This window comes from Brevundimonas sp. GW821-FHT10E09, from assembly GCF_058809375.1.
Window position 1 is genome coordinate 16,176 of record NZ_JBXASO010000012.1, and the last position, 25,376, is coordinate 41,551.

The 25,376-nt window shown below is 66.3% G+C and carries 26 protein-coding genes; 6 read left to right on the forward strand and 20 right to left on the reverse strand.

Annotated elements, in window-relative coordinates; genetic code table 11:
* Positions 1–160: 160 nt before the first annotated feature.
* On the reverse strand, positions 161–2,284 hold the full coding sequence (locus AC1RSI_RS12155; protein WP_447941225.1) for a hypothetical protein: 2,124 nt from the start codon (positions 2,282–2,284) through the stop codon (positions 161–163).
* A gap of 204 nt (positions 2,285–2,488) precedes the next feature.
* Between AC1RSI_RS12155 and AC1RSI_RS12160 the strand changes: the two genes are divergently transcribed.
* Together AC1RSI_RS12160 and AC1RSI_RS12165 are read left to right on the forward strand one after the other, a co-directional pair.
* On the forward strand, positions 2,489–2,941 hold the full coding sequence (locus tag AC1RSI_RS12160; protein WP_492322680.1) for a hypothetical protein: 453 nt from the start codon (positions 2,489–2,491) through the stop codon (positions 2,939–2,941).
* Positions 2,875–4,122, forward strand: coding sequence for a DUF3363 domain-containing protein (locus AC1RSI_RS12165; RefSeq protein WP_447941226.1), 1,248 nt, complete (start codon positions 2,875–2,877; stop codon positions 4,120–4,122). The genes AC1RSI_RS12160 and AC1RSI_RS12165 overlap by 67 nt, the downstream gene beginning before the upstream one ends.
* A gap of 207 nt (positions 4,123–4,329) precedes the next feature.
* On the opposite strand, the gene AC1RSI_RS12170 is transcribed toward AC1RSI_RS12165, so the two are convergent.
* From AC1RSI_RS12170 to AC1RSI_RS12230, 13 genes are all read right to left on the reverse strand, one after another.
* Positions 4,330–4,899 carry a cytochrome b gene (locus AC1RSI_RS12170; protein ID WP_291753736.1) on the reverse strand — a complete coding sequence of 190 codons (570 nt, stop codon included), beginning with the start codon at positions 4,897–4,899 and terminating at the stop codon, positions 4,330–4,332.
* 14 nt (positions 4,900–4,913) lie between these two features.
* Positions 4,914–5,540, reverse strand: coding sequence for a manganese efflux pump MntP (locus tag AC1RSI_RS12175; protein ID WP_291753739.1), 627 nt, complete (start codon positions 5,538–5,540; stop codon positions 4,914–4,916).
* A 311-nt stretch (positions 5,541–5,851) separates the two neighbouring features.
* Positions 5,852–6,976: an acyltransferase family protein gene (locus tag AC1RSI_RS12180; protein ID WP_291753755.1), complete on the reverse strand. Its 1,125-nt coding sequence runs from the start codon at positions 6,974–6,976 to the stop codon at positions 5,852–5,854.
* A complete protein-coding gene (locus AC1RSI_RS12185) occupies positions 6,976–7,281 on the reverse strand; it encodes a hypothetical protein (RefSeq protein WP_291753741.1) in 306 nt (101 codons plus the stop codon). The genes AC1RSI_RS12180 and AC1RSI_RS12185 overlap by 1 nt, the downstream gene beginning before the upstream one ends.
* Positions 7,282–7,396: 115 nt before the next feature.
* Entirely contained in the window at positions 7,397–7,834 is a 438-nt protein-coding gene (copM, locus tag AC1RSI_RS12190; RefSeq protein ID WP_035307825.1) for a CopM family metallochaperone, read from the reverse strand.
* A gap of 30 nt (positions 7,835–7,864) precedes the next feature.
* A complete protein-coding gene (locus AC1RSI_RS12195; RefSeq protein WP_447941228.1) occupies positions 7,865–10,426 on the reverse strand; it encodes a heavy metal translocating P-type ATPase in 2,562 nt (853 codons plus the stop codon).
* An 11-nt stretch (positions 10,427–10,437) separates the two neighbouring features.
* Complete coding sequence (locus tag AC1RSI_RS12200; RefSeq protein ID WP_291753750.1) at positions 10,438–10,569, reverse strand: hypothetical protein; 132 nt, start codon at positions 10,567–10,569, stop codon at positions 10,438–10,440.
* A gap of 10 nt (positions 10,570–10,579) precedes the next feature.
* Positions 10,580–11,179, reverse strand: a complete 600-nt coding sequence (locus tag AC1RSI_RS12205; RefSeq protein WP_447941229.1) for a methyltransferase family protein — start codon at positions 11,177–11,179, stop codon at positions 10,580–10,582.
* An 8-nt stretch (positions 11,180–11,187) separates the two neighbouring features.
* Positions 11,188–11,793, reverse strand: a complete 606-nt coding sequence (locus AC1RSI_RS12210; protein WP_035307831.1) for a cation efflux transmembrane domain-containing protein — start codon at positions 11,791–11,793, stop codon at positions 11,188–11,190.
* Complete coding sequence (locus AC1RSI_RS12215) at positions 11,790–15,014, reverse strand: efflux RND transporter permease subunit (RefSeq protein ID WP_035307833.1); 3,225 nt, start codon at positions 15,012–15,014, stop codon at positions 11,790–11,792. Before AC1RSI_RS12215 ends, AC1RSI_RS12210 begins: the two co-directional genes overlap by 4 nt.
* Positions 15,015–15,022: 8 nt before the next feature.
* The gene (locus AC1RSI_RS12220) at positions 15,023–16,225 is read right to left on the reverse strand and encodes an efflux RND transporter periplasmic adaptor subunit (protein WP_293826832.1); all 1,203 of its coding nucleotides are present in this window, start codon (positions 16,223–16,225) and stop codon (positions 15,023–15,025) included.
* Positions 16,225–17,478 carry a TolC family protein gene (locus tag AC1RSI_RS12225; RefSeq protein ID WP_291756218.1) on the reverse strand — a complete coding sequence of 418 codons (1,254 nt, stop codon included), beginning with the start codon at positions 17,476–17,478 and terminating at the stop codon, positions 16,225–16,227. The genes AC1RSI_RS12220 and AC1RSI_RS12225 overlap by 1 nt, the downstream gene beginning before the upstream one ends.
* 56 nt (positions 17,479–17,534) lie before the next feature.
* Positions 17,535–17,891, reverse strand: coding sequence for a hypothetical protein (locus tag AC1RSI_RS12230; RefSeq protein ID WP_291756219.1), 357 nt, complete (start codon positions 17,889–17,891; stop codon positions 17,535–17,537).
* A 407-nt stretch (positions 17,892–18,298) separates the two neighbouring features.
* On the opposite strand from AC1RSI_RS12230, the gene AC1RSI_RS12235 reads away from it, so the two are divergent.
* Entirely contained in the window at positions 18,299–18,583 is a 285-nt protein-coding gene (locus tag AC1RSI_RS12235) for a hypothetical protein (RefSeq protein ID WP_291756221.1), read from the forward strand.
* A 57-nt stretch (positions 18,584–18,640) separates the two neighbouring features.
* On the opposite strand, the gene AC1RSI_RS12240 is transcribed toward AC1RSI_RS12235, so the two are convergent.
* The 4 genes from AC1RSI_RS12240 to AC1RSI_RS12255 form a co-directional block, all read right to left on the reverse strand.
* A complete protein-coding gene (locus AC1RSI_RS12240; RefSeq protein WP_291756224.1) occupies positions 18,641–19,876 on the reverse strand; it encodes a tyrosine-type recombinase/integrase in 1,236 nt (411 codons plus the stop codon).
* A 175-nt stretch (positions 19,877–20,051) separates the two neighbouring features.
* Entirely contained in the window at positions 20,052–20,612 is a 561-nt protein-coding gene (locus AC1RSI_RS12245; RefSeq protein ID WP_008264308.1) for an HNH endonuclease, read from the reverse strand.
* A gap of 129 nt (positions 20,613–20,741) precedes the next feature.
* Positions 20,742–21,392, reverse strand: coding sequence for a trimeric intracellular cation channel family protein (locus AC1RSI_RS12250; RefSeq protein WP_035308714.1), 651 nt, complete (start codon positions 21,390–21,392; stop codon positions 20,742–20,744).
* Positions 21,389–22,045, reverse strand: a complete 657-nt coding sequence (locus AC1RSI_RS12255) for a DNA-3-methyladenine glycosylase family protein (RefSeq protein ID WP_035308715.1) — start codon at positions 22,043–22,045, stop codon at positions 21,389–21,391. Before AC1RSI_RS12255 ends, AC1RSI_RS12250 begins: the two co-directional genes overlap by 4 nt.
* A 107-nt stretch (positions 22,046–22,152) precedes the next feature.
* Between AC1RSI_RS12255 and AC1RSI_RS12260 the strand changes: the two genes are divergently transcribed.
* The 3 genes from AC1RSI_RS12260 to gluQRS are packed head-to-tail and all read left to right on the forward strand — an operon-like array spanning position 22,153 to position 23,550.
* On the forward strand, positions 22,153–22,401 hold the full coding sequence (locus tag AC1RSI_RS12260; RefSeq protein WP_008263619.1) for a type II toxin-antitoxin system ParD family antitoxin: 249 nt from the start codon (positions 22,153–22,155) through the stop codon (positions 22,399–22,401).
* Positions 22,398–22,688, forward strand: coding sequence for a type II toxin-antitoxin system RelE/ParE family toxin (locus tag AC1RSI_RS12265; protein ID WP_154726081.1), 291 nt, complete (start codon positions 22,398–22,400; stop codon positions 22,686–22,688). Before AC1RSI_RS12260 ends, AC1RSI_RS12265 begins: the two co-directional genes overlap by 4 nt.
* A 1-nt stretch (position 22,689) precedes the next feature.
* Positions 22,690–23,550, forward strand: a complete 861-nt coding sequence (gluQRS, locus tag AC1RSI_RS12270) for a tRNA glutamyl-Q(34) synthetase GluQRS (RefSeq protein WP_291756231.1) — start codon at positions 22,690–22,692, stop codon at positions 23,548–23,550.
* On the opposite strand, the gene AC1RSI_RS12275 is transcribed toward gluQRS, so the two are convergent.
* Together AC1RSI_RS12275 and AC1RSI_RS12280 are read right to left on the reverse strand one after the other, a co-directional pair.
* A complete protein-coding gene (locus AC1RSI_RS12275; protein WP_008258693.1) occupies positions 23,534–24,373 on the reverse strand; it encodes a TIGR02186 family protein in 840 nt (279 codons plus the stop codon). The genes gluQRS and AC1RSI_RS12275 overlap by 17 nt on opposite strands.
* Positions 24,373–25,296 carry a sulfite exporter TauE/SafE family protein gene (locus AC1RSI_RS12280; protein WP_008263337.1) on the reverse strand — a complete coding sequence of 308 codons (924 nt, stop codon included), beginning with the start codon at positions 25,294–25,296 and terminating at the stop codon, positions 24,373–24,375. The genes AC1RSI_RS12275 and AC1RSI_RS12280 overlap by 1 nt, the downstream gene beginning before the upstream one ends.
* Positions 25,297–25,376 lie beyond the last annotated feature (80 nt).

Here is a 25,376-nt window from a genome sequence, read left to right on the forward strand (position 1 = left end):
GTTCGTTACCAGCCGCAAGGCTGGCGTGGAATGAGTCTAAACAGACTTCCAAGGGCCGCCGCGAGGCGGCCCTTCTACTTTGGGCCTCGATCCGAGCGGTCAGGCCGTCGCCTTCCACCTCGTGCGTCGAGACCGGATCGGTCACGGCTCCACCAAGGGTTCAAGTCTTGAGCGAGAGCTGCAGCTTGTCCTGATAGACCCTGATGCGCTTTTTCGCCCTGGCGACGACGTCGTCGTAGAAGAGGATTTCGGAATAGGTCTCGCCCAGTTGTCGCCTGGCCACCGGGTCGCGGAGCTCACCTGAGGAAAACCAGCCCGTGCCGGTCGGAAACTGGGTCCAGGTCTCGCCGAGCCGCAGCGGGTTGAGCGTGTCGCCGATCAGATAGCAGTAGAAACGGTTGAGCTTGCCGCCGGACTTGGCCGCAAGGAGATGGGCGTACTCCCGCAGGTCGCCGGTGTGATCGTCCATCGACACGCCAGGCGCCTTGAACTCGACAATGATCGCCGACCCCTCCTTGCTGAAGAGCGCGATATCGGGGCGTTTCGCGGCATGGTCATTGGAACGCTCGACCAACAGCTTGGCGAACTCGCGATCGATATCGTCCTCGAAGACGGTCTCGTCCCCCTCCCAGACGATACTGGCCAGCGGAACATCCGACGCGATGTAGTCGTAGTACTGGTAATCCTCGCTCAGCAGCCAGATGTCGTGATCGGTGACGTCGGTGCTGTCCCGCCGCATCGGGAAGAAAATGCTGTGAATGATCCGTTCGTCCTTGCGGCGGACACCATCCGCCAACGACTGCATGGCGAGGTTCTTGCCGCAGGCCAGGGCGAGAATTTCCACGATGGCGGCGCGGCGAACGACGAGCTGGGACAGGTTCGCCATGTCGAAATTCTTGAGCGACGAGATGTACTTCCAGGCCAGCTGGTTGATCTTCGCACGGAACTCCTCGGAATCCGGTTCGGCGCGGATGATCTCCTCCTTCAAGTCGAAGATTTCCGCCGTCTCCTCGATGACCCGCTCCTGGTACTTCTTGAGCACGCGCTCGACCACGGACTGCGCCGGCTCGCCATAGACGATGCGCGTCGAGGTGTCGGCCAACATGGCTTCGCTCACACCGAACTGGTCGGTGAGCTCCTTGATCACGACCTCCTTCGTCCAATCCGCCGGAACGACCATCTCCTCGATCACGGGATCGATGGCGGCATGGATGTCGGCGTAGGAGAGGGGGTCCGAGGCGAAGAGGTCCGTGGTCGGGATCTCGGCGGGAATGTCGTCGAAGCCGTCGCGCTGTTCGTTCACCCGTTGGTCGAGGAAGTCGCTCTCCACGAGGACGATGTGGTGAAAGCCGCCGACAGGGTTGTTCTGCTCGGTCTTCGTACGGAGGTAATAGCCTGTGATGTCCTGCACCGGAGAGGATTTGGCGCAGAAGGCGATCGCATTCCTGGGCAGGCCGAACTCGGCGGCGTCCAGCTGATAATGCGAGAGCCGGAAGGTCTGATGGACCCCGGTCCCCTCGCCCGTCGACGGATTCCGCTCCTCGACCTCTACCGACCGTGTCGCGGTCACTTTCGGAAGATCGGCCCGCTTCAGCACTTCTGTGTTGGCGTCGCCGTCGCCATGGCGGGTCACAAAGGCGATGCCGAAATCCCCCAGGCGTTCATCCAGCCCGACGAGACGCTGGAGGAAGGCCATGAGCATCTGACGCTTCAGCGCTGCAGCGGAGAAGAGCGTGCTGGGGGCCGCCCCCGCGAAGCGCGGCCGCGCCGTCTCCTTGAAGGCGCCGAGCGACAGCGCCGTGCCGATAACCGTCTCAGCGCCGGGCGTTTCCGAGAAGTCCTCGAAATCGATCTGCTTGGTCGGCTCGGCATAATCCATGCGACGATGGATCGCCTCCCCGCCCCGCCTGAACGTGCTCTCGATCGATAGCGAACCGAAGTAGTGGAAATACTGAATGCGCCCCGCGCCCTTACACTTGCCGATCCCGGCGATGTGCAGGTCGTCCTTGTATGACGTGTCCTTGGTGAGGAACGCCTTCAGCTGATCGTCACCGAGCCCGCAACCGTTGTCGCGACAGCGCACCGACATCACCTCGAGCTCGCCGAACAGATCGCTCGTCCTGAACACCACGTCCACACGGACATCGAGCGCCGGCGCCGAAGGCTCGGCATCCTTCCGGATCAGGTAGGAGTCGATGGCATTCGAGATCAGTTCCTCGAACACAACATAGGGGTTCGTACTGAGCTTCGTATTCTTGATGCTGCCCCGGATATCGAGCGTCATAGTCGTGTCGGCCCGTCTTCGAGGTGTCGCCCTTCCCTCTCCAGACCAGCGCCCAGAGGGCAAGTCAAGACGACTTTCTTCGCTCCACGAGACGTCCGCGACCGCACCTGGCGCAGGCGAACGACTCTGGAACACTCGCGCAATGCGGGTATCATCGCCCCTCGTTCAAGCCGCTGGAATCACTCCGGCGGATCGGGGGAAGTCTTGACGGCGTTCGAAATCCAGAATGAGAACCGGAACCCGGGCTCCGCTCTTCGGAACGAGGCGGCGAACTACCTCAGCGGTCTCTACGGAAACGGCCGCACCGAGATCCTGATCGCTGGAAAGAAGGTCGACGGCGTTTTCGAGCGAGACGACTTCGGAAGCCGCGAGACGATCATCCTTGAGGCGAAGGACTACGCGCGCCCCCTCCATCGGGACGACCTCAAAGCAATCTGGTCGGACTATGAGACGGTTCTGGATGAAGTGCGGCCGGCCAAGCTTCTGGTCATCTCCCGTCACGGTCTGGCTCCCGGCGCACAGGCCTATCTCGATACCCGCCCGCCGATGCGGCACCGCACGATCTGGGACGACAGGCCGGAGCGCCGATCATGCAGGTCCGAACCGCCATCGAGGTACGCCTCGCCCAAGCGTCGAAGGACGACGTCTCGCCCTTGAGAGTGCGTCTTCCGCAGAGGTTGAAGTCAGACAAGACCAGCGTCCGGATCGCCATGTTCCAGAGGCTCGCGGCCTCGCGTCTGTTCGCCTACGGGGACCGCGCTGGCTGTCTGCGCGCGGCCCAGAACCGCTCGGGTCGTCCCTTCCGTCTCGACGTCCGGCAGCGCGTCACGGTCAAGGCGCTCGTGTCCCGACACATGGGCAAGGGGTTCGCCCGAGGCGCGGCGCTTGCCGCCCATATCACCTATCTCGGCCGCATGGGCGCCGGCGAGGACGGCGAGCGCGCGGCCTTCTTCGGACCGGTGCGTGAAGGGGTCGATGCGGCCGGCGCCACGGAGGGCTGGGCGAAGGCCAGGCACCATTTCCGCTTCATCATTTCACCCGAGCACGGCGATCGGATTTCGGACCTCCAGTGCTTCACCAGGGATGTCATGTCGAGGGTCGCCGACGACCTTGGAGAGCCGGGCCTGAACTGGATCGCCGTCTGCCATTTCGACACCGACCAGCCGCACGCCCATGTGCTGGTTCGAGGGCTAAGAAGCGATGGCCGGGACCTCGTTATCCCACGCGATTACATCGGCTACGGCTTCCGCGCCCGCGCGCAGGAGGTCGCCCAGGAGCGGCTCGGCGACCTCAGCCGTCAGGATGCCGAACGGCGGGTCTGGCGTGAGACCGAGGCGGACCGCTTCACCGCCTTTGATCGGCGCCTCTTGGCGGCCGCAGACACGAACGGATGTGTCGATGACGGGATCGGCGGAACGGATGCGTGGACCGCGCTTACCAGGGGGCGGCTGCGCCACCTTGAACGTCTCGGGCTGGCCGTCCGGTCGGGCAGACGGTTTCAGCTCTCCACCGACCTCGAGGCGAGGCTTCGTCGTCTCCAGCTTTCGAAGGATGTCATCCGCACCCTGAACCAGAGGCGTCTGGACGGCGCTCGGTCGACCGAACAGCTCGGCAAGACGCCGGTCCAGGGCAAGGTTGTCAAGACCGGCTTTCACGATGAGCTGGGCAGCTCCGCCTATGTGGTCGTGCGCGCCGCCGACGGCTCGGAACACTACGGGCGGCTTGGTGTCGACAAGGCAGCGCCGGCGATGGGAAAAGTCGTCACCCTTTCTCTCGACGCGCGCGGTTTCGCACAGGTTTTCACCGGCAAGCAGCTCGGGCAGGACCTAGGTCGATAAGCGCTGTCAGTCAGTCCCGCGGACGATCATCGAACAGTTGAACGCCGACAGGATCCCGCCAATGTTCGCCGCATCGAACTCTGGCGGCACGACGACGTCAAGGACCAACTGACCGGCTTCGCGCTCATGCCCCTCGACACCGATGGCCACTCCGGGGGCATGGGCTTCCAGCCTCCCCGACTGGTGTTTCTCGCCGTCGATCGTGGATCAAGGCTTGGCGAAAGGCGGCATCCGCTGTGCCAGCTTTTTGCGGTCGATCAGCAGGTGCTTGAGCACGGCGCCGACGTGTAGGACCAGCAGGGCGTAGGTGACTTTCACCAGAGCGCCATGCGCACCCTCGAAGGCGTCGTGTCCTTCCCGAGGGATTCCTGGAATAAACGGGAAGCTCAACCCGCCGATCAGAGGCGTCGTGCTGCTCGTCAACGCGCCCGAGCCCGTCGAAATATAGGCCCAGCCGGTGAGCGGAAGCCCGATCAGGATCACATAGAAGGCGGCGTGGTTCAGCCTCGCGAGCCAGATTTCCCAGATCGGCGTATCGATCGGGAAGGAAGGCGGCGGGTTTAGTAGACGCCAACCGAGGCGTCCGAGACTGAGGAAAAGGATGAGCAAGCCAAGCGTCTTGTGCCAGTTGAACCAGTCGGTTCGCATGGCGCCGCGCTCCATGTCGCCAAATGTCCAGCCAACATAGATCTGAACGAGCAAGAGGATCGCTATGGTCCAGTGGAACGCGGCGGCGACATTCGAATAGCGTTGAGGTCTCCGGGTGTTGGTCGTCATGTCATTCCCCCTAGTCAGCCGATGACACCAAGATGTTCGAACAAGATCATGGAGCCGATCCCGACCAGAGCCAAACCGCCGAGGAATTCAGCCTTCTTGCCGAAGCGCTTGCCGACTGCCTTGCCGATCAGCATGCCGACCGTGGTAAGAGCGAAGGTGGTGAATCCGATGCTCAATGCGATCACCCAGATATTCACACCGATGAACGCCAAACCGACGCCGACGGCGGCGGCGTCGATGCTGGTTCCGACAGCAGTCGCGATGAGCGCCCAGGGTCCGCTGCGTTTCGGGCCGGCGTCTTCGTCATCGATCGGCTGGCAGGCTTCCCAGATCATCTTGCCGCCCACCGCCGCGAGCAGCGCGAATGCGATCCAGTGATCGACTCTCTCCACAAGACCGGCGGCGACGATTCCGAGGCCCCAACCGATGAGTGGCGTGATCGCCTCGATCACGCCGAACACGACGCCAGCCTTCAACGCCGTCGAAACTGCGGGCCGATGGGATGCCCCTCGGCCAACTGCGGCCGCGAAAGCGTCCGTCGACATGCTGAGGGAAAGAACCGCGATGGCGCCTGGGGTCATGATAGTGTCCGCCGGACAAACGAGACGCGTGTCCTCACCGGCCGGCACGGCGGTGGACACGCTGGTCTCGCCAGGCGGATGAATATCCGCTGACCGCACCACGCCCAAGCTTTCGGCCTGCGCGAATGTGTTGATGCGATCCCGGCTTCAGGCGCCGGCAGCTACTCCCCAACGGGAGGCTTGCAGTACGGCACAACAGCCTCGAATGCAACCGAACTGGTGGCGATTATTTGTCGCAGCGGGGCTCACACAGCACCGACATCAGGTTCGTGACTGGCTTGCCCCCCAAGGTTCAGTCCGAGAGCCGGATCGCTTGCGCATGATGGTTCAGACGCACCTCTCTCAGTGCTTGATGAACACGTCTTGCACCGTCAGGCGATCGGGCGATCGGCGCTTGCCCCGGGCAATGTGCTCTTGGGGCGAGGCGGATTGAACCAAGCCTGCGCCGGGCCGTCGAAGCCGTAGCGGAAAGCCGCAGCGCCAAGGAAAGCCGCGACGAGCCCCGCCGTCCACACGCCCCACCGGACGGCATCCGACCAGCCGGACTGACCGAAGGCGTCGAACGCTCCAAACCAGACGATCCGGCTCACCTCATTGGTGAGGAACATGGCGAACGACATAAGTCCGAGGTGTTCGATCAGCCTCGACGGCCGCGCGGTTGGCAAGGCTCCGGTCGCCCAGATCAGAACGGTCAGCAGAACCACCGAGACCAGAGCGAAGTGGCCGATGACTTGCGCCGCGACGAGACCTACCAAAGCGAGCAGACCGATGCGGCCGGCCCATACCGGCGTCGAATAGATGCGTGATCCAAAAAGAGCGGCGGCTACCCCAAGGAGGAACAGCGGAAGCGCTCGAATGAATCCGAACCTCAGAGGCAGGCGGTAGAGGGGCTCGCCGAGCCATGTCCGGCACGCCCAGTCTGTGGCAATCATCAACAAGCCGGCGCCGATCACCACGGTCCAAGGATCGAGCCGCCAGAGCAGGCGGCATATCCAGGGAAGTAGAAGGTAGCAGCCGAGAAGGGCGGATAGCGTCCACGTCGGCGCGTTCCATCCCTGCCCGCCTGAAACGCCGTAGGCCTGAACCAGAAAGACCTGCGCCGGGAGCTGACCCCAATCGAACCACTGAGGATTGCTCGGGACTATCCCGAAAAGTCCGGCGACGGCGATCAAAAGCGCCAGCCCGCCGACGACCACCAGATGAGAGGGCGCGACGCGAAGAAAGCGCTGGCGGACATAGGCGCGCAGCGGGATTGCGCGGGCCGCGAAGCCGTCGCCGTAGATCCGGGCGAGGACATAGCCGGAGTCGATGATGAAGAAGTTCGTCAGGAGATAGCCCCGGTCGAACACGGGGTGGAACTGACCCAGAGGCGTCGGGGCCGCTTCGCGGAAGTGGTAAAGAATGATCAGCGCGCCGGCGACGAAGCGCAGGATATCGAGCCAACCGCCCCGAGAAATCCTGACCGGCTGAGGTCGTGCGTTCTCTTGGGCGGTCATCAAGGTTGTGCCGCTCCAGCCGCTGCGGGGTGATCATGATGACGCGGAGCGAACTGCATTTGATCTCGCGTCAGGAGAAGAAGGCCGAATCCCAAGAGACATACAGCCGTCATGGCGGCGGTCATGACCCGACCGGCCTGCCCCTTCCGCCCGAGACGATAGGTCATGATCGCCAGAAGCGACATGAGACCGCCGAAGGACGCGAACACCGGGATCCGGTAGGTCGCCGCCAGCGGCACGGCGAGACAGAAGACGATCGCGCCGGCGACGAGGCTCGCGCCAACCGCGATCAGTGTGTCCTGCACCGGCCGGAACGGTTCTGGCCTCCCGTATAGCTTGGACCGGCCGCGCCCCTTGTAGCGGCCCGGACGCCATCGGGGAGCCTTGCTCCGGATCGGGGATCGCTTGCCCCCCATGGCTTCAGCCCTGCGCGTCCGCCGGGCGAGCCGCTCGGTTGGCCAGCCACACCCGCATGCGGACGATTTCAGCTTCCTGCGTGCGAATGATCTCCTCCGCGAGGCCCTTCACCTCGGGGTCCGAACCTTGGTCGAGCGCAATCCTCGCCATAGCGACCGCCCCCTCGTGGTGGGCGATCATCCCGCGCATGAAGTCGACATCGGCGTCGCCGCTGTAGTCGATGTTCATAGCGGCGTGCATCCGCTCGTTCGCCTCCTTGTAGGACCGGGTGGCGGGATTATCCGAGGCGGCATCGCCGTGCCCGGCATGCTGGTCGATGGGGCGCGCATCGACTGCCGTCGGCTCCGGCGCCGGGCGACCCTGCCGCGAGAGCATCCCGAAGCCGAAGACCGAGATCAGGAGAAAGGCGGCGATGACGCCAACCCAACCGAGACGTTTCATAGGACTATCCTTTGCTTTCCTAGAGGCGGGTCATTCGACGCCGCGCGGACCGCGCCATGCCAGAAGGCGAAGCGCGTTGAAGACGACCAGCAGGGTGGAACCCTCGTGGAGAGCGACGGCAGGTCCGATGCCGAGACCGAGGATCGTCGCCGGGACGAGGAACGCTACGACCCCGAGGCTGACGAACAGGTTCTGGCGGATGATGCGGCGGGTCTGACGGCTAAGACCCACGGTGAACGGCAGCTTGGACAGATCATCCGCCATCAAGGCTACGTCGGCGGTCTCCAGGGCGACGTCCGATCCCGCCGCGCCCATGGCGACGCCGACCGTCGCGGTGGCCATCGCCGGAGCATCGTTGACGCCGTCGCCGACCATGGCGACCTTGGCTTCGGACCGCAGTTTCTTGATGGCGTCGACCTTGTCCTCCGGCATCAGGTCGCCCCACGCCTCGGTCAGCCCGACCTGACCGGCCACCGCCTGGGCCGCCTTCTGGTGGTCGCCTGAGATCATGATCATGCGGCGAATGCCGAGCGCGCGGAGCGCGGTAAGGGTCTCGCGCGCCTTGGCCCGAGGCGTGTCGAGAAGGCCGATGACCCCGAGATCTCTTGTCCCGCGGCGAACCACCATCAGCGTCCGACCCTGGTTGCGCAGGGCCGCGACTGCGATCTCGGTGTCCGGTGCGAGCGGGGCGATGGCGTCCGAACCGAACATCTCCGGCTTGCCGATCCAGACATCCTGGTCGTCCAGGCGTGCAATGACGCCCTTGCCGGTCAGACTGCGCAAATCCGTTGCGGTTCGAACGGGGGCGGCGACCAGCCGCTGGCTTCCGTCGCGGACGATCGCTTCCGCCAAGGGGTGATCGCTGAGCCGTTCGACCGCAACAGCAATCTCCAGGAGCTCGCTCTCGGTCGTCTGGCCGAACGGAACGACGTCGGTTATCCGCGGCCGCCCCTCAGTCAGCGTCCCGGTCTTGTCAAACGCGATGGCGTCGAGCGCTCCCAGATTTTCGAGCGGGGCACCACCCTTGACGAGAACCCCGGCGCGGGCCGCCCGGGCGACCCCGGACAACACCGCGCTCGGCGTGGCGATCGCAAGAGCGCACGGACTGGCGGCCACCAGCACGGCCATCGCCCGATAGAAGCTGTCGCGGAACGGCTCTTCGACGACCACCCAAGCGAACAGGAGGACGAAGGCCAGACCGAGCACGAGGGGCACGAAGACGCGCTCGAAGCGATCGGTGAAGCGCTGGGTCGGCGACTTTTGGGTCTCGGCCTCGCTCACCATCCGGACGACCTTGGCCAAGGTGGTGTCGTTGGATCGACGCGTCGTTTCGATCTCGATGGCGCCGCCGCCGTTAATGGTGCCGGCGAAGACCACCGACGCCGCCGAGACATTTGCCGGCTTGGCGCGGGCCTCCTCGGGGTTTGGGACAGGCTGCTTGTCGACGGGAATGCTCTCCCCCGTCACGGGAGCCTGGTTCACGCTGGATGTTCCCTTCACGACGAAGCCGTCGGCCGGGAGACGCTCGTTCGGCCGAACGACGACGAGGTCACCGACTTCCAGCTCTTCGACCGGAAGTTCGACGACGGCCTCTCCACGCCGCACATGAGCGGTGCGCGGGGCCAAGGCGGCCAGAGCCTCGATCGCCTTCTTGGCGCGACCCATCGCGAAGTGCTCGAGGGCGTGCCCGAGGCTGAACAGGAACAGTAGCAGCGCCCCTTCCGCCCAGGCTCCGAGCGCCGCGGCGCCGGCTGCGGCCACCAGCATCAAGGTGTCGATCTCGAAACGCTTGCGCCGCAGGTTTCCGACAGCCTCGCCGACCGTGAACCAGCCGCCCAAGGCATAGGCGATCAGGAAAAGACCGAAGGGCAGCCATCCCGGCACGCCCGGAATGAATTTCTCGATCAGCCAACCGATCGTGAGCGCGGCACCGCTGCCGACCGCGAAGATGAGCTCCGTGTTGGGTCCGAGGAAGCCAGCATGACCATGGTCGTGCCCGTCGCCATCGGAATGTCCGTGGTCATGGCCATCGCCATCGGAGTGACCATGGTTGTGACCGTCATCGGGCGTATGACTGGCCTCCTCTTCGGATGGCGCTGCCGGCTGCGCATCAGGGGTCTTCGCAGTGGCTGAAGCGGCGCCCCCGGTCGCTCCGAGCAGTGCGAGGCCGTGGCTCGCAAGGCGCTCTTCAAGCTTCTCACGGTTCGTGATCTGCCGGTCGAACTCCAGGCGCAGAGCGCCAGCCGGATCCAGCACCGCCTCGATCACGCCAGCTTCTTCGCCGAGCGCGGCCGCGAGCGTGCGGGCGTGGCGAGCGTGGCGGACACCCTCCACTCGCCCGACGAGATGCCCGAAACGCTCACTGACCTCGGCTCCTGCCTGACGCGCACGGCGACGGACCTGAGCCAGCGACAGCTGGTCGGGGTCGTAGTGGATGCAGAGCTCTGGGCCTCCCTCGCCTTCGGCGACATGCGCCTCAGAGACGCCGGGTTCGGCACGCAACAGCGCGATCAGCCGTCCAACGCAGCCGTCCTCCACATCTGGCGCATGAGGCAGGAGGACGGGAATGTTCAGGCGGAGGGTCTTGGGCATGATCGGGCTCCTCAGGAGACATCACGGGTAAGGGGCGAGCGGTCGGGCACGAACATCCCGGCGCGCTGAGCGGCGGCTCCAGCGATGAAGGCGGCGATCGCCAGAGCCGCACTCAGGAGGATGACCAGTCGCTTGCGGTTCATCTCGACCTCCTCACGGCAAGGCGATGAGGGCGTCCAGCCAGCCAAGGTTCTGGAGGTGCTCCAGTCCCTCGAAGACGGGCAACGCCAGAAGGAAGGCAAGGCCGTCGCGGACAGTCCGGAGGAAGAACGCCGGCCGGACGGACAGTTCCGCCTCGTCACGCCAGAGGCGCAGTTTCGGAACGAAGCGGGGGGTGCGCACGACGTAGCTGCGGTAGGTGTCGCCGAAGGCCGACGTCAGGAAGCTTTCCTCTCGGCTCGCGACGATGTGGAACACGATCCAGCAGGCGACGGCGAAGGTGGCGCCGACGGTCAGGCTGCCCGTCTGTGCGCCGATCCCGAATGCGCCGATGAAGCTGAAAACATAAAGCGGGTTTCGACACAGCGAATAGGGCCCGCTGGTGACGATCTCCTGCTTCTTTCGGCCGCCGATGTAGAGCGAGCACCAGGCGCGCCCCAGGACGCAAACCATGATGGCGATCAGCCCGAGATGTTCGACGGGATGCTCGAGCTGTGGCTGGGCCTTCACGAGAGCGGTCCAGGCCAGCAGGGCGAACAACCCGGCGGCGATGAAGAGTTTGCGCCAGCGCTGGACGGAGGCGATGTCGATCAACGGCGGGCTCATGTCACCGAGCTCTCCGCGTCGCGTCGCGCAAGGCGCGCATCGCGTAGAATGTCGAAGCCGCCCTTGGCGGCTATGGCGGCGACCAGCACCCCCACCAGCAGGTCGGGCCACGACTGGTCCAACCACATCACCAGGCCGCCTGCGACGAGGATGCCGCCGTTCGAGGCGAAATCGTTCAGGCTGAATGTCTCGGCCGCCTTCATGTTGACGTCGCTGCTCTGCTGCCGACGGATCAGCAGCAGGCAGATCAGATTGATAACCGCCGCTACGACAGCGAGCACCATCATGGTCGGTCCGACCGGCTCGGTTCCCGTCAGCGTCCGGCGCAGGGCGTCGAGCAGGACGAGGACCGAGAAGATCAGCAGCATCACGCCGGAGACCTGAGCCGCCCGCGTCTTCCAGATCAGCGCGCGCCCGACGGCGAGGAAGCTGATCAGATAGACGGCCGCGTCGGAGCCGTTGTCGACGGCGTTCGCGAGCAGAGCGCTGGAGTCGGCGGCGAGGCCGCCGACTCCCAGGCCCACGAACAGCAGAGCGTTCAGGAACAGCACCACCAGGAGGGTGCGGCGCTGGACCTGCTCTGTTTCGTGGGCCCCGCTCATTCCTCGATCCCTTCCGCCTTCCGGTGTTTCACGGCCTTGGCCGCGAAGGTCGGAAGGACAAGGAGCGTCAGCGCGGTGGCCGTGAGCAGGCCTCCGATGACCACGGTGGCCAGCGGCTTCTGCACTTCGGCGCCGGCGCCGTGAGCGAATGCCATCGGGATGAACCCGACGATGGCGACGAGAGCCGTCGTCAGGACGGCGCGAAGCCGGCTTGTCGCGCCTTCGATGGCGGCAAGACGCGGCGCCGCTCCGCCCGTGAGACGCTCCCGAATGGCCTGCATCAGCACGAGACCGTTCAAGGTCGCGACGCCGGACACGGCGATGAAGCCGACCGCTGCGGAAACCGAGAACGGCATCCCCCTGAGGACAAGCGCCAGGGCGCCGCCGACCAGAGCCAACGGAACGCACGCGAACACCAGGCCCGCCTCGGCGAAGGATCCCAGAGCCATGAAAAGCAAGACCCCGATCAGGATGAAGACGATCGGAATGACCAGCCCCAGACGCTGTTCGGCCCGCTTCAGGTTCTCGAACTGGCCACCCCAGGTCAGGGAGTAGCCGGTCGGAAGATCGACGTCGGCCTCCACCTTGGCCTGGGCCTCGGTGACGAAGCCGCCCAGGTCGCGCCCGCGAACGTTGGCCTGCACCACCATCCGCCGGCTGCCGTCATTGCGGCTGATCTGGTTCTGTCCTTCCGCGACCTGAATCCGGGCGACGGAGGAGAGCGGCACGGTCACGCCTGTGGCGGTCGTTACCGGCAGAGCCGCAAGGGCCGCCGGATCATTCCGTGCATCATCCGCGAGACGGACGACGACGCTGAAGCGACGATCGCCTTCGAAGATTTGCCCGGCCTCGGCGCCGCCGACCGCGGCCGAAACCGCCTCGGAGACATCGGCGGCCGACAAGCCGTAGTTGGCGGCCGCGAAACGATCCACGCTGACGGTCAGGGTGGGCAGACCCGACGCCTGCTCGACGCGAACGTCGGCCGATCCGGGCGTTGCACGAAGGGCGGCGGCGACCCGGTCCGCAGTGGCCTGCAGCTGGGTGAAGTCGTCGCCATAGACCATCACGGCGAGGTCGGTCCGAACCCCCGAGATCAGCTCGTTGAAGCGCAGCTCGATGGGCTGGCTGAACTCGAAGCTGTTGCCGAGTTGTCCGGCGGCGAGCTCTTCGAACCGTTCGATCAGCTCCTCTTTCGGAAGGTTCGGATCGGGCCACTCCTTGCGGTCTTTCAGGACGATGACCGCGTCCGAAATGTTCGGCGGCATCGGGTCCACCGCCGCCTCCGCCGTCCCGGTCCGGGCGAAGACAGTCTTCACCTCGGGCTGGGCCTTGATGACGCGTTCGAGGGCCATCTGCATCGCCAGCGATTGTTCCAGCGAGGCGGACGGCACGCGCAACGCCTGCATGGCGATATCGCCTTCATCCAGGGTCGGAATGAACTCCCGCCCCAAAGAACTGAAGGCGATGCCGCCAATGACGAGGGCGCCGAGCGCGGACGCCAGGACGACTTTGGGCCGGTCGACGGCGGCGCGGATCGCCGGTTCGATCCAGCGCCGCGCGTATCGGAGGATGAAGGTCTCGTGCTCGTGGGCGTGGCCGTGCTCATCGACCTCGACCTTCTTCGGATCCCGGACCAGCAGGGCCGTCATCGCCGGCACGAAGGTGAAGGAGAAGATGAAGGCGCCGACGAGGGCCAGCATCACCGTTGCGCCCATGGGGATGAAGGTCTTGCCCTCCACGCCCTCAAGCATCAGCAGCGGCGTGAAGACCAGGAGGATGATCAGCTGGCCAAAAGCAGCCGGTTTGACCATCTGACGCGCCGCGGCTCCAGCAACCTCGAGCCGCTCCCGACGTGTCAGCATTCGACCGGCTTCGGCCCGCCGCTGGCTGAGCATCAGCAGGGTATTCTCGACCACCACGACCGCGCCGTCGACCAAAAGGCCGAAGTCCAGCGCGCCGAGGCTCATCAGGTTTCCGCTGATGCCAAAGCGGTTCATGCCGATGACCGCGAACAGGAAGCTGATCGGGATCATCAGGGCGGTGATCGAGGCCGCACGGATGTTGCCGAGCAGCAGGAACAGCACCACGATCACCAGCAGAGCGCCTTCGATCAGGTTCTTGGCGACGGTTGAGATGGTCTTGTTGACCAGCGAGCTGCGGTTCAGGACCGGTTCGGCGACAACGCTCGGCGGCAGGCTCGCGGAAACCTCCTCGAGACGTTCGGCTGCGGCTTGGGCCACCGTCCGGCTGTTGCCGCCGGCCAGCATCAGCGCCGTACCAACCACGGCCTCGTGGCCGTCGCGGCTGGCGCCGCCGAGACGCGGCGCCTGGCCAATCTCGACGGTGGCGACGTCGGCGACCCGGACGACCAGTCCGTTGCGGTTGACGACGGGGGCCTGGGCGAGATCCGGGATGGTCTGCGCCAAGGCGTCGGTCCGCACGGTCAAGGCTTCGCCGGACCGCTGGACATAGCCAGCGCCAGCCTGGGTGTTAGCCCGTTCCAGCGCGACGACGAGATCGTTCAGGCTCAGACCGTAACCCGCCAGACGCGCGGCGTCGGGTCGGACCGCATACTCCTTCACATAGCCGCCGTTCACATCAACGCCGGCCAGTCCCTTCGCGGTCCGCATGCGCGGGGCGATGATCCAGTCCTGAACCGTGCGGAGATAGGTTGCGCGGGCCTGGGGCGTGGTCAGGAGTTCGCCTTCGGGCGTCAGATAGGCGCCGCCCGCCTGCCAGCCGGGCTCACCCGGTTTGGCGAGGTTGGCGCTGTTGAACGGCTTGAAGTCGACCGTCCACATCAGCACCTCGCCCAGTCCCGTGGTGATGGGCGCAAGCGCCGGCTCCACGCCTTCGGGCAACCGTTCGCGCGCCTGGGCCATCCGTTCGGCCACCTGCTGGCGGGCGAAGTAGATGTCCGTGTTGTCGGAGAAGATGACCGTGACCTGGCTGAAGCCGTTTCGGCTCAGCGACCGCGTGGTCTGGATGCCAGGAATACCCGCCATCGCGGTTTCGAGCGGATAGGTGACCTGACGTTCCATCTGCTCGGGCGCGAGCGCTGGCGCGATGGTGTTGATCTGAACCTGCCGGTTGGTGATGTCCGGCACGGCGTCGATGGGTAGCTGCGTCAGGTTGTAGAGGCCGAAGGCGGCGACGATCGCCGTCGCCAGGACCACGAACCATCGGAAGCGGACCGAGGCTTCGATAAGTGCTTTGAACATGACGCCCCCTAGTGCCCGTGCTCGGCTTCGCCCTTGGCCATTTCGGCCTTGAGCAGGAAGGCGTTGGCGGACGCCACGCGTTCAGATCCGGTGAGCCCGCGCAGGATCTCGGTGCGGCCCGCGGCCTGGCGGCCTGCGAGCACTTGCACGGCTTGGAAGCCGCCCTCGACCTGCACGAAGACCACGGTGTTTCCATCGACGGTCTGGACCGCCTCGGTGGGCACGGTCATCCCGCCAGTCGCCTCGCCGGTCACGATGGCGCCAGTGACGGCCGAACCGGCTGGCGGCAGAGACGCGCCAGAGGGTCGGGCCCGGATCACGGTCGCGCCGCTTTCGCTGAGACCGGCGTCGGCGGCGACGCCGGTGACGACGGCGTCGAACTCGCCGTTCGGCCCGGTCACGCGCATCGGCGCACCGGCACGCACATTGGCCGCAAGGGCAGGCGGTGCGTTGAAGACCATCTCGACACGAGCAGGATTGCTGACTTCCGCCACCACGCCGCCCTGGGCGACGAACCCGCCCGGACCGACCTGGACGCTGCTGACCACGCCCGAGATCGGACTGGTCACGCTGAGCCTGCCCGAAGCGTTCGGAGAGCCAGCGGCCGCCGAGCGGGCGCGAGCGGCGCGGGTCGCCGCCTCGGCGCTCAGGAACTGGGCGCGTGACGCTTCGACCTCCTGCCGCGCGACGATGCCCTGATCCGCCAGACTGCGATTTCGCTCATAGGCCTGGCGCGCCGCTTCAGCGGATGCCCCGGCCGCGTCGGCGTCCGCGCGGAAGGTCGCCGCCTCGCCGCTGACAAGGCTCACAAGCGGCTGACCGGCGCGGACCGACTGACCCGGCGCGACGAGAACGCGCTCGACGCGACCTCCGACGGCAGCGCCCACGGCAGCGCGAGAATCGACCATCGGCTCTACGCGGCCGGCGAGCCGGGTCTCCCCTCCTCCTCCGCCGCCGACGCCGACGACCGTGATGCCCGCTGCCTGGATCTCTGCTGCGGTGAGTTCAATCCGACCTTCGGTCTCTGCCCCGGCGGCCTCCCCCTCGGCGTGTCCCCCCTCTTCCTCGGCATGGCCGGCTTCGCCTTCGGCGGCAGCCGGCGCGGCTGGTTCGGAGGACCGGGTGGCCAACCAGAGGCCGCCGCCTCCGAGAATGACCAGGGCGGCGACGCCGCCGATCAGCAGGGTCTTGTTCGATGTGCGCTTGCGCATCACTGGGCTCCTTCGAAGGGGGCGCGGCCATCAAGGCGCGCGAGATCGATCTCGGCTCGGACGCGCGCGAGACGCGCGTCGACCGCTGCAGACCGGGCGTTGACGAGGGCGGTGCGGGTCACCCGCAGTTCGACCTGGGAAATGCGGCCGGACTCAAAGCCGATGCGGGACAGGCGATAGGCTTCCTCTGCGGCGGTGACGCCGCCGTCAGCAGCGTTGACGCGACTGACCGAGGCCGAAAGGCGAGCGACCGCGGCAGCGCGGTCCGCCTGGGCTTCCTGCCGCGCACTCATCAGCCGGGCGTCGGCAGCGCGAAACTCGGCTTGCGCCGCTTCGATGTTTCCCCGGTTCCGGTCGAACAACGGCAGCGGCATGCTGACGCCGAAAGTCAGCGCCGTCGCATCTTCCGCCTCGAAGCGGCGGATGCCGATACTGGCGTTGATGTCGGGGCGGGCCTGAACCCGTTGAACATCGATGCGTCGTTCGGCGGCGGACCGTTGGGCTTCGGCGACGCGGACCGTCGGCGCATCCTCGATCACGGATCCGATCGTCGTCGGCGCCTCGTCGAGAAGGCTGTCTTCGATCTGCGTGACCGGAACCGGGATCATGGCGACAGCCGTGAGACGGGCATAGGCCGCGTCGCGTTCCGCGACAGCTTCATCCCGCGTCGCGCGCGCCGAGGCAGCCTCGGCCTCCCCCTGAATGCCGCGGAGGAGAGGTTCGCGACCTTCCTCCACGAGGGTCAGGGCCGCGCGGGCATCCGCGACGGTCAGCGTGAGGGTTTCTTCCGCGAGCGTGGCTCGCCTCTGCGCGGCCTCCGCCTCGGCATAGACCAGGGCCAGGCGGCCTGCGGCGTCGATGACCGCAAGGTCTCGCTGAAGGCCCACTGCGCCGGCCTCGGCGCGAGCGGCTGCGATGCGCGTCGAACGACGTCCCCACAGCTCGAGATCCTGACTGATCGCCAGGGTCATGTCCGCGTTGTTCAGACCCGAATAGGGGCCTGAGCCATAGGCGTTCTCGACATCGAAGCCGAGGACAGGGTTGGGACGCACCCGTGCCTGACGGACACGGGCTTCCGCTGCGTCGTAGTTGGCGCCCGCCTCAAGGGTCGCAGGCGCATTCCCGAGTTGAGCGAGGAGTTGGGCATAGGTCGGAGCTGGGTCAGCCCATACGGGGCTGGCCAGGGTCGCCGCGATCGCAGCGAGGGCGCAGCCGACCGCGTAACGCGGCCGCCTGCGAGATGTGGGAGACATGATTCATTTCCAGAGTTTCTGAGGACGAAGAGGCGCGCGAAGGCGCAGGTCTTCGGTCAGACTCTGGGAGGACGCTTCAGGCCGTCAGGCGTGATGGACGCCCGGAAGTCATCCTGTCGGCCGCTTTGCAGAGGAGGCTCGCCGAACGACGGAGCAAAGGCGTCCACGGCAGGACCGCGCGCCGTTGAGGTGTGATGGCAATGGCCATGAGAGCAGATCCCGTGCCCGCCGCTCTTGCCGCTGTGGTCGCCGTCGCTCTGGTCATGATCGACGATCGCGTGAGCGGCGGGCGGTTCCGGCAGGCAGGTCGCCGCGTCGACAGCGGGCGCAAGGAAGAAGGCGGCGAAGACAAGAGTCATCGCCACGATCAGCTTCGCCCATGTCGTCATCGACCAGGTCATCGCGCGCTGCATACTTTCGTTCTTGAAGTCAGGCAATGCGTTACAGAGTCCGCTCCGAGGCTGCCGATGTGGCCAACGATGCCGGTCACCCACACTGATCCGCTGACTGCGGCAACGCCGAGGCTATCAATGAGGTCATTCCAACTGCAGACCCACGCTGAACGAGCAGCACGCCTCCACATCGACGCCAACAGCCCTCTCCCGGTTCGTAGAAGCGAAGCAGTGCCTTGACGCTGGGCGCTTATCATCACAAGCGCGTGAGAAAAGCGAGGGGGGTCGACCCAATAGAAACCGAGCGGAACAGATCGGACAAGGCGCCGATATTTTCCTCAATAATCTCCAAATGTTCGCCGGTTGCAGTTCATTCCCGCCAGTGCTTGCCTGATTACAGTTCTGGTTCAGACGGAAAGGAGCGCCACATGGCCGGTCTACATCTTCACGGAACTGAGGAAATGCTGCTGACCCGTAAGGAAGCATCTACCGAGCTTTTGCGGATGGGCATCCGCCGGTCGCCATCGACACTGGCTAAGGTCTTCTGCACCCGGTCTGACGGACCGCCTTGCACCCACCTCGGGCGCACGCCCTACTACCCCAAGAGCCTGCTGCACGAGTGGGCGCGCAGCCAGCTCTCGGGCCTCCGGTCTTCGTCGAGCCAGCCGCGCCAGGCCGGACATTGGGGCGAGGCCGCCCACGAGGGCACCTAGCTCCCTAGTCCATCCCGACAGCTTCGGCCGCCCGGCGACGCGCCGGGCGGTCGTCTTTCAATGGGCCGTCTGTCCTTTTTCCACCGGCCAGCCCGCGAGGGAGGCGGCGACGCTCTCGCTGATCCTGTCGGCCGCCGCACGGACCGGGTCGTCCGCCAGGTGAGCGTACCGGCTGGTGGTGCTGACGTGGCTGTGGCCGAGCAGCTTGCCGATGAGCTGAAGTCCTTCGCCGCCGGCCAGGCCTGCGCTCGCGAAGCTATGTCGAAGGTCATGGATGCGGAGATCTTCCATCCCGGCGCGTTTGCGTATGCCGACCCAGGCCCAGTCCAGATTGGCGATCGGACGTTTGGGATCCCTGCGATCCGGGAAGACATAGATGCTACCGTTCGAGAGCAGGCCTTCGATCAGCTTCAGGGCCGCGCTCCCCAGTCGGATGACCTTAGCCCCCGTCTTGGAATCCTCCAGCCGCAGCATCCCCATGGCGCGGTCGATCTCCGACCATTTGAGTTTGGCGATCTCGTTCTTGCGGGCGCCGGTCAGCGCTAGGAGGCGGATGATGTTGATGTGGCGCGGGTCTCCGCCGTGCTTCTCGAGTTCCGCCAGGACGTCACCGAGCCGGGCCAGTTCGGCTGGGGAGAGGAAGCGATCCCGGCGGTTGTCCTTGTAGCGTTTCACGCCGCGCGTGGGATTGGTCTTCACAAATTCCCGCTCGACGGCGAACGTGAAGATCCCGCCGAGCAGGCCGACCGTGCGCGAAGCCGCGTGAATGCCGCCGCGGGTGTGCGGCGTCGCCTCCCCACGAATGCGTCCCGACCCGACGTCGACCATCAGTCGCTCGATGTCCGCTCGGCCGATATCGGTGACCTTCATCCTGCCCAGACGGGGTTTGATGTGGCGGGCGATGCGGATGCGGTCGATCCGCAGCGTCGTCGCCTTCTTCATCGTCACGCCCTCCTTCATGTAGAGGTCGCAGAGCTCCGACATCGTCAGTTCTTCACGTCGTTCGACCTTGGTCCCCTGAGGGTCACCACCTAACGCGACTTCGGCCAGCACAGCGGCCGCTCGTTCGCGGGCTTCCTCGGCGGTCACAACACCATGGCGAGCGATGTGAAGGAGGCGGTCAGCGCCACCGATCGTCCTGTACCGGACGACGTAGGTTTTGGTGTCGCTGACGGCGACGCGCACCCCGAAACCCTTGAGCTGCGTGTCCCAGAGGGTGAATCGCACCCCTTCGGACGTCAGGGCGTCGACGAGGCGTTTGGTGATCTTTCCGGACCTGGGGTTCTGCGTCATTCGATCTCTCCTCGGACCCACCAAGAGGCCCGTTTCTGGTCCCGGTTTTGGTCACCACATGGTCACCAGCCGGGAGGATTTCGGAGGATAATCGAGAAATCAGCGGTAAAAGAACGAACCCTGAACCTGCCCACCACAAGGGTGTTTGAGCCATTTCGAGCAACTGAAAAGAACCCTAAGGTTCGAGCTCTATGTCCCAATAGAGATAATCCAGCCAGCTCTGGTGCAGATAATGCGGCGGGAAACGCCGGCCCGCCTCCTGCAGCTGCCAGGCGTTCGGGCGATAGGGCTCGCGGCGGATCGGCATCATGGCCTGGCGCGGGGTGCGGCCGCCCTTGGTCAGGTTGCAGGGGCCGCAGGCGGCCACGATGTTCTCCCAGGTCGTGCGCCCGCCGTGCGAACGTGGAATGACGTGGTCGAAGGTCAGCTCGGTCGATTCCCCGCAGTACTGACAGGCGAAGCCGTCGCGCAGGAAGACGTTGAACCGGGTGAAGGCGGGGCTGCGATCCTGATCGACATAGTTCTTCAGCGCGATGACGCTGGGCAGTTGCATCTCCATCGACGGAGAGCGGACCACCTTGTCGTACAGCGACACCACGTCCACCCGGTCCTGATAGACCGCCTTGACCGCCTCTTCCCACGGCCAGAGCGACAGCGGGTAATAGGACAGCGGCCGGAAGTCCGCGTTCAGAACGAGGGCGGGAAAGCCCGACGGCGGTCGGTGGAGGACCTGCATCAGGCCCTCCCGGTCGACGCGGGGGGTATGGAAGCTACAGGATTGAAGACGCGTCTCCTTCCCTAGTCCGAGGCGTTCAGCCTAGTCCCGATTCGAAGACGCCGCCATGACGAACAGGCGACGAACCGTTCAATTTCGCTCAGGGAAGCCCGGCAGGGTCCAGCCCCAGCGCAGCGCCCCCGCCCGCAGCATGAAACCGGCCACGGCGGCGACGATGGCGGCGGGCCAGATCGGCGCCTCGGGGATGCGCAGGGCGATATAGAGGGTCGCCGCCAGTATGGCCGCCGTCACATTGATCTCGCGCCGCAGCAGGATCGACGGCTGCCCCGCCAGGGTGTCGCGCACCACCCCGCCGAAACAGGCGGTCAGGGTGCCCATGACGATGCAGATCAACGGGGGGGCGCCCGCCGCCTCCGCCTTGGCCGCCCCCATGACGCCATAGGCGCCCAGGCCGATGGCGTCGAGCCACAGCAGGGCCCGGAACCGCCAGTCGCGCTGTCCGATCAACCAGACGACCACCGCCGTCAGCAGGCAGACCGCCATATAGCGCCAGTCCTGAACCCAGAAGACCGGCAGGCCCAGCAGCAGGTCGCGCAACGTCCCCCCGCCCACGCCGGTTATGGCCGCGAAGAAGGCGAAGGTGACCACGTCATGCTTCTCGCGCGCGGCGGCCAGGGCGCCGGTGGCCGCAAACACGGCCACCCCGGCGAAATCGAGCGCCGCAAGCACCGTCTGCGGATTGCGCAGCGGCTCGGTCAGGGCGGGATCGATGGGGGTCACGCGCTCATATCCTCCAGCACGATGTCGCCGCGCCGAACGCCGCCATACCACCCCCACAGCAGATGCGCCGCCACCCCGCGATGGGGCCGCCACAGCTCGGCGCGGGCATAGGCCTGTTTCTCGTTCGGGCGCAGTTCGGCCCGGTCGGCCCAGCGCATCGCCTCCTGCAGGGCCACGTCCCCGCCGGGAAAGACGTTCAGCCGCCCCTCGCAGAACATCAGATAGGTCTCGGCCGTCCATTTGCCGACGCCCTTGATCGCGGTCAGGGCGGCGATGGCGTCGTCGTCCGACAGGGTCTGCATATGGTCCAGATCGACGCGCCCCTCGACCTGGGCCAGGGCGATCTCGCGACCGTATTTGGCCTTCTGTCCCGACAGGCCGAAGGCGCGCAGGGCGTCGATGTCGTGGGCCAACACCGCGTCGGGCGTCACCGCTCCGCCCAGCCCCTCGACCGTGCGCGCCCAGATGGAGGCGGCGGCGGCCACGGACACCTGCTGCTCCACGATCATGCGGAACAGGCCCTCGTAACCGCCGGGCCGCAGCCGCCATTCGAAGGCCGGCGTCTGGGCGTGGGCGCGCGCCAGGGCGGGATCGGCGACGGCCAGGGCCTCGCGCGCGGCGGCGATATCCTGGGATGTGGGCGCGACGGGCATGGCCCTGTATGACGCGGGTTCGCCGCCTGGGGAATGCGGGCCTCGCGTAAAACGGCTGTCAAAGCGGCGCACCAATAACTATTATTCAACAAGCACGGAGAAGCCGCATGACCATGACCGTCGAACTGGGCGCCCTGGAGCAGGTGGTCGATCGCCTGGTCAAGGAAGGCCGCTACGGCTCCAAGAGCGAAGTGCTGCGCACCGGCGTGCGGCTGGTGCAGGAGCATGAGGCCCGTTTGGCGGCCTTGTTGGGGAAGCTCCAGGAAGGCATCGACGACGCTGACGCCGGGCGGGTTCACTCGATCGACGAGGTGCGGGCTCAAATGCGGGCGCGCTGGGCTGTTGACGGCGAATGAGACTGGTCATCACGCGCGCTGCGACCCGCGACCTCGCAGAGATCGAGGCCTTCATCGCCCGAGACAGCGCGAGCGCGGCCCGGCGGTTCGTGCTGAAGCTGCTCGACGCGTGCGAGGGCTTGGTTGATCAACCGCGCGCCTATGCGGAAGTCGGCGTGCAGAACCTTCGAAAACGCCCATTCGACGACTATCTGATCTTCTACCGCCTGTCCGAAACGGTGGAGATCGTGCGTATTCTCCACGCCGCGCGTGACTGGGTCCGCCTGCTGGATCCCGCGACGGACTGAGATGTTCACCACCCGTTTCGCCCCCTCTCCCACCGGCCGCCTGCACAAGGGCCACGCCTTTTCGGCCCTGACCGCCTGGTCGGCGGCGAAGGCGGCGGGCGGGCGGTTTCTGCTGCGGATCGAGGACATCGATCCCACGCGCTGCCGACCGGAACATGAGGCCGCCATTCTGGAAGACCTGGCCTGGCTGGGACTGGACTGGGAGACGCCGGTCCGACGCCAGTCGGATCATCTGTCCGACTATGCCGCGGCGATCGAGGCCCTGAAGGCGCGGGATCTGTTGTACCGGTGTTTCCGTACACGGAAAGAGATCCTGGACCGGATCGGCGATGCGCCGCACGGGGCGAGCGAAACGGTGCGGCCGGGGCCGCATCCGGCCGAGGAGGAGGCCCGTTTCCTGGCCCAGGGGCGGCCTTTCGCCTGGCGGCTGTCGCTGGACCGGGCGCGTGAAACCCTGGGCGAGGCGACGTGGACCGGGCTGGTCTTCATCGAGCAGGGCGCCGGCCCCGACGGAGAAACCGGCGTTGTGCCCGTTCGGCCCGAGACGGCCGGGGATGTGGTGCTGGCGCGCAAGGATGCGGGCGTCGCCTATCATCTGGCCGTGATCCACGACGACGCCCTGCAGGGGATCGACCATGTCATCCGGGGGCAGGACCTGTTCGAGGCCGCCCATGTGCAGCGCCTGATCCAGGCCCTGATGGGCTGGCCCGCCCCTGTCTATCGCCACCACCGCCTGCTGGCCGGGCCGGACGGGCGCCGCTACGCCAAGCGGGACCAGTCGGTGACCCTGGCGGAACTGAGGGCGGGCGGCATGACGGCCCAGGCCCTGCGCGCCGAACTGGGCTTCAGTCCCGACGGCTGAAGATGCGCGAGGCGCCATAGCCGGTCAGGGCGGCCAGAATCACGCAGAGGACGCCGTACAGCCACGGCCGGCGATGGGCGAACTCGTAGATGTCGCGCTCGATGCCGACCTTTTCGACGGTCAGGGTCAGATTGGAGACCGACCGGGGCTCGCCGCCCTGGAACAGCCAGACCTCGGCATAGTATTTGCCGGTCGGGGCGACGGTCGGCAGCTTGACCTCGGCCCGGAACAGGCCGCGATCCACGAACTCCACCCCGTCCGGATCGGTGTCATAGAGGGCCGCCGCCTCCTTCAGCCGGATCACGGCGCGCCTCCAATCCAGATAGTCGTCGCCCAGACGGCTGACGACCACGTCGCGCACCCCGTAGCGGGTCACGGTGCCGGCCTCCTCCGGCGCGTCGATGCGCAGATGGTCCACCCCGACGCCCAGTCGACGCAGCTGGCCGAAGTCGGCGATGTCCGACAGGGGCCGGGTCGAGGCGGTCATGTAGAAGCCGGGGGCCCCTTCGAACAGGACCGGGCGGCTGTTCAGCCAGACCCCCATGTTGCGAGTCTTCTTGACCAGGCGGACCGGGGCGTCGGGGCCGCGCACCACCACGACCACATCGACCGGGTCGGGGGTCGGGTTGAACACCGCGCCATACAGGACGATGGAGGCGCCGGTGAAACCGGAATCGACGTGGACCTGGGCGTCGGTCAGGGCGGCGGCGACGCGCAGTTCGCCCGTCGTGGCCTCGGACCGGTCGGGGGCCGGCGCCGCGACGGGGGCCGCCTCGATGGGGGGCGCCTCAATGGCCGGAGGGGGTGGAGGAAGCGCCTGCATCAGTCCGACACCCCCGGCGCGAGCAGGAAGATGTCGCTGGGCCGCACGAACAGCTCCAGCCCCATCTGGATGCCGACCAGCAGCACGATCAGGCCCAGGGCCGCGCGCAGCTCCTCGGCCCGGAACCGACCCGCGAACCGGGCGCCGATCTGGGCGCCGACCACCCCGCCCAGCAGCAGGATGGTGGACAGCAGGATGTCGACCGTCTGGTTGCGGCCGGCCTGGAGAATGGTGGTGATGGCCGTGGTGATGATGATCTGGAACAGGCTGGTGCCCACCACCGCCCCGGCTCGCATCCGCAGCACATAGAGCATGGCCGGCACCAGGATGAAGCCGCCGCCGACCCCCATGATGGCCGACAGGATCCCGGCGAAGACGCCCAGGCCGAACGGCGGCAGGGCGCTGATATAGAGGCCCGACTTGGGGAACTTCATCTTGAGCGGCAGACCATACAGCCACAGGGGACGGCGGCGGTCCTTGCGCGGCGGGGGCAGGCCACGACGCCGACGCAGGATCTCGGTCAGGCTCTCGTGCAGCATCAACAGGCCGATGGCGCCCAGGAAGACCAGATAGGACAGGGCCACCACCAGATCGGCCTGGCCCAGCAGGCGCAGATAGCGGAACAGTTCGACGCCCGCGATCGCCCCGGCGGCCCCGCCCGCGGCCATGACGCCGCCCATCTTGAAATCCACCGCGCCCTGGCCCGCATAGCGGATCACGCCGGATGTGGAGGAGGCGACGACGTGGCTGGCCTGGCTGGCGACGGCCACGGTCGGCGGAATTCCCATGAAGACCAGGATCGGCGCCATCAGGAAGCCGCCGCCGATGCCGAACAGGCCCGAGACGAACCCGACCACCGCCCCCAGAATCACCAGGGTCGGCCAGTTCACCGAAACCTCGGCGATCGGCAGATAGATGTCCAAAGGACGCGCCTTCGGCTGGAGCGGAACGGGAGACGCCGAACGGCGACAGGGTGTTCTTTAGCGACGGGGACGGCGCGCCG

What these genes read in the sequence shown, in the direction of transcription:
- AC1RSI_RS12155 (WP_447941225.1), bottom strand. Translation starts at nt 2,284, where the DNA reads ATGACGCTCGATATCCGGGGCAGCATCAAGAATACGAAGCTCAGTACG.
- AC1RSI_RS12165 (WP_447941226.1), top strand. Translation starts at nt 2,875, where the DNA reads ATGCAGGTCCGAACCGCCATCGAGGTACGCCTCGCCCAAGCGTCGAAG.
- AC1RSI_RS12170 (WP_291753736.1), bottom strand. Translation starts at nt 4,899, where the DNA reads ATGACGACCAACACCCGGAGACCTCAACGCTATTCGAATGTCGCCGCC.
- AC1RSI_RS12180 (WP_291753755.1), bottom strand. Translation starts at nt 6,976, where the DNA reads ATGACCGCCCAAGAGAACGCACGACCTCAGCCGGTCAGGATTTCTCGG.
- copM (WP_035307825.1), bottom strand. Translation starts at nt 7,834, where the DNA reads ATGAAACGTCTCGGTTGGGTTGGCGTCATCGCCGCCTTTCTCCTGATC.
- AC1RSI_RS12195 (WP_447941228.1), bottom strand. Translation starts at nt 10,426, where the DNA reads ATGCCCAAGACCCTCCGCCTGAACATTCCCGTCCTCCTGCCTCATGCG.
- AC1RSI_RS12200 (WP_291753750.1), bottom strand. Translation starts at nt 10,569, where the DNA reads ATGAACCGCAAGCGACTGGTCATCCTCCTGAGTGCGGCTCTGGCGATC.
- AC1RSI_RS12210 (WP_035307831.1), bottom strand. Translation starts at nt 11,793, where the DNA reads ATGAGCGGGGCCCACGAAACAGAGCAGGTCCAGCGCCGCACCCTCCTG.
- AC1RSI_RS12215 (WP_035307833.1), bottom strand. Translation starts at nt 15,014, where the DNA reads ATGTTCAAAGCACTTATCGAAGCCTCGGTCCGCTTCCGATGGTTCGTG.
- AC1RSI_RS12220 (WP_293826832.1), bottom strand. Translation starts at nt 16,225, where the DNA reads ATGCGCAAGCGCACATCGAACAAGACCCTGCTGATCGGCGGCGTCGCC.
- AC1RSI_RS12225 (WP_291756218.1), bottom strand. Translation starts at nt 17,478, where the DNA reads ATGTCTCCCACATCTCGCAGGCGGCCGCGTTACGCGGTCGGCTGCGCC.
- AC1RSI_RS12230 (WP_291756219.1), bottom strand. Translation starts at nt 17,891, where the DNA reads ATGCAGCGCGCGATGACCTGGTCGATGACGACATGGGCGAAGCTGATC.
- AC1RSI_RS12235 (WP_291756221.1), top strand. Translation starts at nt 18,299, where the DNA reads ATGGCCGGTCTACATCTTCACGGAACTGAGGAAATGCTGCTGACCCGT.
- AC1RSI_RS12240 (WP_291756224.1), bottom strand. Translation starts at nt 19,876, where the DNA reads ATGACGCAGAACCCCAGGTCCGGAAAGATCACCAAACGCCTCGTCGAC.
- AC1RSI_RS12245 (WP_008264308.1), bottom strand. Translation starts at nt 20,612, where the DNA reads ATGCAGGTCCTCCACCGACCGCCGTCGGGCTTTCCCGCCCTCGTTCTG.
- AC1RSI_RS12255 (WP_035308715.1), bottom strand. Translation starts at nt 22,045, where the DNA reads ATGCCCGTCGCGCCCACATCCCAGGATATCGCCGCCGCGCGCGAGGCC.
- AC1RSI_RS12260 (WP_008263619.1), top strand. Translation starts at nt 22,153, where the DNA reads ATGACCATGACCGTCGAACTGGGCGCCCTGGAGCAGGTGGTCGATCGC.
- AC1RSI_RS12265 (WP_154726081.1), top strand. Translation starts at nt 22,398, where the DNA reads ATGAGACTGGTCATCACGCGCGCTGCGACCCGCGACCTCGCAGAGATC.
- gluQRS (WP_291756231.1), top strand. Translation starts at nt 22,690, where the DNA reads ATGTTCACCACCCGTTTCGCCCCCTCTCCCACCGGCCGCCTGCACAAG.
- AC1RSI_RS12275 (WP_008258693.1), bottom strand. Translation starts at nt 24,373, where the DNA reads ATGCAGGCGCTTCCTCCACCCCCTCCGGCCATTGAGGCGCCCCCCATC.